The following is an 8,088-nucleotide window of genomic DNA, read 5'->3' as shown; positions in this document are numbered from 1 at the left end:
TCCGCCTAGTACCCTTCTTTGCTGCCAACCCCATAGTCAGCCCGTCATGTAGTCCACCCAGTACCCTTCTTTGCTGCCAGCCCCATAGTCAGCCCGTCATGTAGTCCGCCCAGTACCCTTCTTTGCTGCCAACCCCGAAGCCAACCCGCCATGTAGTCCGCCTAGTACCCTTCTTTGCTGCCAGCCCCGAAGCCAACCCGTCATGTAGTCCGCTCAGTACACTTGCGGGGGCATTTAACGTTCGTTTGATGCTGCGTTTACGCCCGATTGATCCCGCGCTTACAAATAAAAAGTATGCTTTTAACGATACTAAGAAAAAGATGGGAGAGATCGAACTGCGCATGAGACAGAAACGATTTCGAAAATGGTGCGCCATCGGATTGGTCTGCAGCCTTCTGGCCGGATGGCTTCCCCCCGGGGAAAGAAGCGCGGCCGCAGCATCGGCCCCGGCGCCGGAGCTGCTGATTACGGAGCTTGTGCCGGACACGAAGAACCTGCCGGGTCTTTCGGTCGACGGTTACGAATTCATCGAGGTGTACAACAACTCGAGCGAGAAGGTCAATTTTAAGGACTACGGCTTGTTTTACGTGAACAATGGCGCAGGAACGCAGTGGACGCTGACAAGCGGCGGGGATGCGTTCATCGACCCGGGAAAAGCGATCGTGCTGTGGGTCATGAACAACGACAACACAAGCGAGACCGCCGAAGCGTTTAACGGCGTATTCGGCACCGGCCTGATCGAGAACGTCGATCTGTTCCGCGTAAACGGCGGCGGCGGAATGCACAATTCCAGTCCCCGGACGCTTCAGATCCGGGACCGGGACGGAAACGTCATCGTCTCGGCCTCTTACGACAATGACGATCAGACGAAGCCGGACAAGGGGATCTTTTACCAACACCCCGCGCCGGGTTCCACAGCGATGGTCATGATGCCGAACCCCGGCACCGTCCCGGCCAATCCCGGCTCGGTTCAGCCGGAACAGCTCGTCCCTTACGCCGAGGGATCGGCCGTTACGATCGCCCACACGCCGGCCGCCGAAACGACGGACGACGCGGACTATGTCGTCAGCGCGGACATTACCGGCGCCGAGCAGTCGGTATCGGCCTCCGTTTACTACAAGACGGATACGGCCGGAACCTATTCCGCGATTCCCATGAGCGTGTCGGGAGCCGTCTATCAAGCGGCCGTCCCGAAGGAAGCGCTCGCCGGAAGCAGTCTGCTCAGCTACTACATAGAGGCGCAAGACGGAGACCGCGATCCGGTGCGCACGGCGGAGTATACGGTCCGAATCGTCAAGCGCCCGGAACCAGCAGGACAGCTTCCTCCTCTTCTCATCACGGAGCTACTGCCGAACAGCAGCAACGTGAATGGAGCGGACGGGTACGAATTTATCGAGGTCTACAATAATACGGACCGGGAATTTCATTTTAAAGATTACAAAATCTATTACCGCTATACGGACTCCGGACCGGAGGCCGACGTCGTCTGGCCGACCGACCGGGAAGACCTCGTCATCGCCCCGATGCATACGATGGTGTTCTGGGTCATCAACAGCGCCAACCGCGATCTGACCGTCGACGACTTTAACCGGGCATTCGGCACGAATCTTGCGGAAGGCACGGACATCGTCAAAGTATACAGCGACGGCATGGCCAACACCTCGCGCAGAGGCATCGTCATCGGCACGAACACGCACAAGGAAGTCGTATCGGCCTATTACGACGGCAGCCTGTCCAACGTGGAAAACAAGGGAACGCACTATATGTACCCCGCCGAGGGGACGACGATGACGCCTTTAAGCACGGGAACGGTGGCCGCTTCGCCGGGAACCGTCACCAGCGCGCAAATCCCCGCCCAGCCGGTGAGCGTCAGGGAAGACACGGAAGCGCCCACGCTGCAGGATAGGACGGGCGTAACGGAAATTGATCAGTCGCAATCGCTGGAAATCGTCGCGGACGCGCAGGACGATCAACAGGTCAAGTCGGTCGCCCTGTATTACAAGACCGACCGGGACAACGAATATACGAAGCGTTACCTTTACGAAGATTACAACGATACGATGTACCATTATACGGTGTCTTCGCCGGAAATGATCGGAAGAGCGTATGTGTCCTACTATTTCGAAGTATCGGACGGCACGCATACGGTTGTCTCCGACGTACGCCTAGTCGCCATCCGCAGCAGCCTCGACAGCTCGCCCGTTCGGCTGAACGTCAAGGACGGCGACGTATTGAGCGGCACAAGCGTCATCAAGGCGGCGGCGAACGGACTGGACGCAGACGACCTGAAGCTGTCCGTCGACGGACATGAAGTTGCGGACACGTACCGCGCCCTCGAGCACGACGCCTTTTTCGCGTTTGAAGCGACGGAAGTGAACTACTATTTCAAAAACGCCGTGACGATGGGCAACGATATTTTGTACACCTTTCTGGACCCGATCAACGCGTATACGACGCTGACGTTCCCGATCGAGGCCGCACGGCTTCATGAAGGCCGCAACGTCATCTCGATCCGGGCCGGCTCGAAATCCGGACCGTTCGACGACCGGCCGGAGGAAAACAAAGACGACTTCAAAATCCGGAACGTGCGTCTTGTGCTGGCGGACGGCACCGTGCTGTACGATCCCGCTTACGCCGACCGCAATCAGGAACTGAAAATGGGCGACAGCGCGGGAAGAAACGAAGCGATCGACTTCACCTTCGAGCTGAACGCAAGCCACCTCGGCGCCAAAGCCTACAACTGGGATACGACATCGGCCGCCGACGGCAAGCATCGTCTGGCCGTGACCGCCCCCGGCGGCGCATCCGCGGAAGCGGAGGTCACGATCGACAATACCGCGCCCGCCATCCGGCCGTCCGTCGAGGAGGGCAAAACATATCGCGGCGCGTTTACGCTGGATGCGGCCGTCACGGATGCCCTCGCGGGCGTCCGGTCGGTCGAAGCCTCGCTGGACGGAAAGGCGATCGCGCTGCCGTATGAAACCTCCTCCGGCAAGCTGGCCGGCGGAACGCATACGCTGTACATCAAAGCGACGGATCATGCAGGCAACGTAAACGAAGTTACCGTCCGATTCGATGTACCGAACGAGAATCCGGACAAGCCGGCGCTTATCTCGCCGCAAAACGGACAAGAGAACGTATCGCTGCAGCCGGATTTGACGGTCACGGTCAAGGACCCGACAGACGACCCGATGTCCGCGACCTTCTACCGCGGCTTCCGTTACGACAGCAACCGCAAGGACGGCTTCCGGGGCTTTGCGGGCGCATCGGACACCGAGCCGCCGAAGCAACTGCAGCCGGGCGGAGAACAGCCGATGTCCGCCGACGATTACGGCAAGATCGGCGCAGCCGACGGCCAATACCTGGTCTCCGATTCGTCCGATCGATTCCCATATCAACGCTTCGAGCTGACGCTCGATCCTTCGGTCAAGCCGACCGACCGGGTGGATATCGAATGGAAGGGCCATTCGCTCGAAGGACGCAAGGTGAGCCTGTACGCCTGGAGCCCAGCCGCAAGCAAATGGGTTCCGCTGGACAGCGAAATCGCGGGCCGCGAAGATTTCACGTTGTCCGCGACCGTCAAGGCGGGAGATTACAATGCCGATGGCCAAATCCATGTCATGATCCAGGACGAAATGCCGCAGTCGCAGGACCCGTACGACTTCACCTTCGTCTGGATGTCGGATACGCAGTACTATTCCGAAAGCTATCCGGAGATCTACAAGAAAAACGTTCAATGGGTCGTAGATCAGCAGCAAGCGATGAACATCCGGTACGTCATCCACACCGGGGACATCGTCGACGATGCCGATCAGGAATACCAGTGGATCAACGCGAACGAAGCGATGAAGCCTCTGGACGAATCCGGCATCCCTTACGGCGTGCTGGCCGGCAACCACGACGTCTCGCACCAGAGCGGCGATTACAGCCACTTCTGGGCGCATTACGGCGAAGACCGCTTTAAGAACCAGCCCACCTACGGCGGTTCCTACCAGAACAACCGCGGCCATTACGACCTGATTTCCGCCGGCGGCAACGACTTTATCATCGTCTATATGGGCTGGAACATCGGCGACGACGAGATCGATTGGGTCAACGACGTCGTCAAGCAATATCCGGACCGCAAAGCGATTCTGGCGTTTCACGAGTACCTGCTCGTATCGGGCAACCGCGCTCCGATCGCGGATAAGATTTTCGAGCGCGTCGTCGTGCCGAACAAGAATGTCATCGCCACGCTGAGCGGCCACTACCACGACGCGGAAACGCTGGTCGACGAGATCGACGACAACGGCGACGGCATACCCGACCGCAAGGTGTACCAGATTCTCGCCGATTATCAGGGAGCGGAAATGGGCGGTCTCGGCTATATCCGCCTGCTGCAGTTCGATCTGGACCACAACAAAATCCATGTCAAAACGTATTCGCCGTATTTGGACGACTACAACTATTACGATCCGGCCGAATATCCGGGCAAGGACGAATTCGACATGGACGTCGACCTCGGCGCGATGAACAAGCGCGTGGCGACCGATTATTTCGCCGCCAACGTGTATACGGATCAACTGATCGGCAAAGCCGAACACGTTCAAAGCGGCTCCCGGGCGACCGTAAAGTGGACCGGACTCGAGGCGAACCGGCACTACGAATGGTACGTGCTGGCGCAGGATGACCACAGCGGCGCCACGCTGTCCGACATCTGGGGATTCTATACCGGCCAAAACGGCGGCGGTCCCGTCAACCCCGGTCCTGTCGCGCCGTCCCCCGGCGGAAACGACGGCGCAATCAGCGTCCGTCCGAACGGCGAAGGCGACTACGCCGTGGACGCGAAAGCGTTGGAAGCGGCCGCAGCGAAGGCCGGTTCCGGTCCGGTCGAGATTCGCATCGCGCCGGAAGACGGCCGCGATACGTTCCGGCTTCTTTTCCCTGCAAGCGGCGTACAAGCGTTGAAAGCGGGCGCGCGGACGACGGTGATCGCCTTCCCGCAGGGAGAGCTGGAAATTCCGGCCGCCGCATGGCCCGGACAAACCGCAGACAGCGGCAAGATGGTGCTGACGCTTAGCGGCTCGTTGGATACCGCCGGCCAGGAGGCATGGGCGAAGGCATTGAACGCCGATTCCGCTTACCGGCAAACGGGCGTCTTCTTCGCGGCGTCCCTGGCGGGCGCAGCAGGCGAGGCGGATGCAGCAGGCGGCGCAGGCTTCGCGGCGCCCGTCACCGTTCGGCTGTCGCTCAAGGAAGCCGGGCTCGATCCGGAATATGCGGGCGTATATGCGTTGAAGGACGGAAAACCGGTTTATATTGGTGGCGCCTTTGACGGCGACGAGGTTGCGTTCGAGACGACCGGCGCTTCCGGCTACGCGGTGCTGGAATACCGCAAAGCATTCGCGGACATGAACGGAAGCTGGGCGCAGGACTATGCGCAGAAGCTTGCCGCCAAGCACATCGTAAAGGGCATCGACGACAGCCGCTACGGTCCTTCCCTCGCCGTAACCCGGGCCGAATTCGCCACGATGCTCGTCCGGGCGCTCGGCTATCTCGAACCGGACGCCGCATCGGCGTTCGCCGATGTGAAGCCGGACGCTTACTATGCCGGGTTTGTCGCGAAGGCTTCCGAGCTCGGCATCGTCAAAGGAAGCGGCGGCCGGTTCCGCCCGACCGAGACGATCACGCGCGAGGAAGCGGTCGTCATGCTGATGCGGGCATACGAACGCATGTCGCCGGACACATCCGTGCCGGCAGCAGCCGCAGGCTTCGCCGACCTGTCCGACGCCTCCTCTTGGGCTGCGGATGCGATTCGTTCGGCTCAAGCGCTCGGTCTGGTCGACGGAAAAGCCGGCAACCGGTTCGATCCGCAGGGCGGCTTGAGCCGCGCGGAACTCGCCAAGCTGGTCTACACGCTTTTGCAAAAGTAAAGCAAAAATAAAGCTTTCCGACTCGGCTTCTCGGCCGAACCAAAGGCTACGCGAGGGGACTCCCCCTGCCCTTCCCGAAACGGCAAAGCCCCCGGCACTCCTGCAGTGCCGGGGGCTTTGCCTTCACCTCGCCGCTTCCTGACGGTTCAACTATGCCACCTGGAAGCGCCCGGATACGGACAGCGCGAATCCCGGAGCCGGGCCCGGACGTCGACCAGGCAGCCGCAGTACCGGCACGTCGTGCCGTACTGCAGGCCGGGGCACGCCCGGCAAAGCGCCAGACGCCGGGCAGCCTCCGCCTCCGGCGCGGCATCACGGCCCCGAACGGCGATTTCGATCAGCCGCTCGAGCTTCTCCGGCGATACGCGGACGCTTTCCGAGCAGCCTTTGCATCCTTCCGGGCGCGGCATCTCCGCCCTCTCCCCGAAGACCGCCGTCATGCCAGCGCCAGCACGACAACGGAAGCCGGCGGCAATTCGATCCGGAGCTTCCCGTCCGCGAAGGCCGCGCCCTTGAAGTCCGCCGGCGCGACCTCGTCCGGCTTCTCGAACGTATTGTGCGCGTTCAGCGCCGCATGCGTCAGCACTTTACCGGATACGCTGCGCGCGCCGCTTCCGTCCAGCTCGCAACTTAACGCCGCGCCCTCCGCATGGTGGAGATTGCAGAGCGAAAGATGAATGACGCCTTGCGCATCGACCGAAGCCGACACGCTAAGCTGCGGAATCGAAACGCCGTCCATCGTATACGCCGGGCTTTCGAACGCCACCTCCAGCAGTTCGGCATCCTGATGCACCTTGTACATGTCGAAGACGTGGTACGTCGGCGTCAGCAGCATCTTCTCGCCTTCCGTCAGCACCATCGCCTGCAGCACGTTGACCATTTGGGCGATGTTGGCCATCTTCACGCGCTTCGAATAGTTGTGGAAAAGGTTAAGGTTGATCCCGGCGATCAACGCGTCGCGCAGCGTGTTTTGCTGGTACAGAAACCCCGGGTTCGCCCCCGCTCTGAATAATTGGATGTCGGAAGAGACGCAACCGTCCCGGTTCCGCTAACCTTTTACGGCTCCTGCCGTCATGCCGTCGATAAAGTATTTCTGGAACCCTACGAACAAAAGGAAGATCGGCAAAATCGAGAAAAACGAGCCGACGATCAGCAAATCGTAATTGTTCCCGTATGGCGTCAGCAGCGTTTTCAGCCCGATCGGCAGCGTGTACTTGTTCGAATCGCTGAGCACCATAAACGGCCAAAGAAGGTTGTTCCAGCTGTGCATGCCGTTCAGGATCGCCATCGCCGCGAAGGCCGGCTTCATGATCGGCATGACGAGACGGAAATAAATGCCGTATTCGCTGGCTCCGTCGACCCGCCCGGCCGTGATGATTTCGTTCGGAATGCCTCTTAAATATTGCCGGAAAAAGAAGATCGTCGAGGCGTTCGCGACGCCCGGCAGCACGATGGCCGAGAACGTGTTCATCAGGCCGAGGTCGAACGTCAATTTATACAGGGGCAGCAGCAAAATTTCAAACGGCACCATCATGATCAGCAACACGCAAATAAACAAAACATTTTTCCCCTTAAATTCGTAAGCGGCAAACCCGTATGCCACGAAGGCGCTGACCAGCAGGGTCAAGGCTACCTGCACGATCGTCAGCAGAAAGGAATTGAAGAACCAAAGAAAATAAGCGTGGTTTCCCGTAAACAGAAAAACAAAGTTGTCGAAGCTCATGACCGACAGATCGAGGCTCAAATTCAGCCCGTTGCGGACCAGCTCCTTGCCGGGCTTGAAGGAGCCCAAGGCGATCGCGTAAAACGGGACCAGCACAAGCGCGCATAGAACGGCGAAAAAAGCAAAGAGGACGATGCGGATCGAGATTTCTTTTCTCATCTTAATCCTCCCACTATTATTTAATGTTTTCTCGCGTTTTCTCACTCGTTCTTAGATTTTCAACCATCGACCATCCTGAAAGATGGATAAGTCATGTAGCTATGACATAATTTTCTGGAGGAGCCGGAGGCGGGAATAGAGGTTGGGACGCTGTTCCCAATCTATGGATGAGTCGTATGACCGCACTCTGGATATCCACTCTATTCCCCCGACGGCTTACCCTCCCATGTCACGCTGGGTCTTAGCCCTTACATTCCTTCGTTCTGCCTCTCGAGGTGTGGACGCCGTTTCCTT

4 protein-coding genes are annotated in these 8,088 nt (G+C 59.3%); 1 reads left to right on the top strand and 3 read right to left on the bottom strand.

Features of this window, described 5'->3' with window-relative positions:
• Positions 1–341 precede the first annotated feature (341 nt).
• A complete protein-coding gene (locus F560_RS23935; RefSeq protein WP_019007694.1) occupies positions 342–5,912 on the top strand; it encodes an S-layer homology domain-containing protein in 5,571 nt (1,856 codons plus the stop codon).
• 146 nt (positions 5,913–6,058) lie between these two features.
• Here F560_RS23935 and F560_RS0120945 read toward each other — a convergent pair whose 3' ends face one another.
• The 3 genes from F560_RS0120945 to F560_RS0120935 form a co-directional block, all read right to left on the bottom strand.
• Positions 6,059–6,322, bottom strand: a complete 264-nt coding sequence (locus F560_RS0120945) for a DUF6171 family protein (protein ID WP_019007693.1) — start codon at positions 6,320–6,322, stop codon at positions 6,059–6,061.
• 26 nt (positions 6,323–6,348) lie between these two features.
• On the bottom strand, positions 6,349–6,894 hold the full coding sequence (locus tag F560_RS0120940; protein ID WP_281167189.1) for an alpha-L-arabinofuranosidase C-terminal domain-containing protein: 546 nt from the start codon (positions 6,892–6,894) through the stop codon (positions 6,349–6,351).
• 66 nt (positions 6,895–6,960) lie between these two features.
• The gene (locus tag F560_RS0120935) at positions 6,961–7,794 is read right to left on the bottom strand and encodes a carbohydrate ABC transporter permease (RefSeq protein ID WP_019007691.1); all 834 of its coding nucleotides are present in this window, start codon (positions 7,792–7,794) and stop codon (positions 6,961–6,963) included.
• Positions 7,795–8,088 lie beyond the last annotated feature (294 nt).

Origin of the sequence: Cohnella laeviribosi DSM 21336 (assembly GCF_000378425.1) — a bacterium.
Taxonomy (GTDB): domain Bacteria; phylum Bacillota; class Bacilli; order Paenibacillales; family Paenibacillaceae; genus Cohnella; species Cohnella laeviribosi.
The sequence above is the reverse complement of the archived record's forward strand: the minus strand, read 5'-3'. Positions and strand labels throughout refer to the sequence as shown.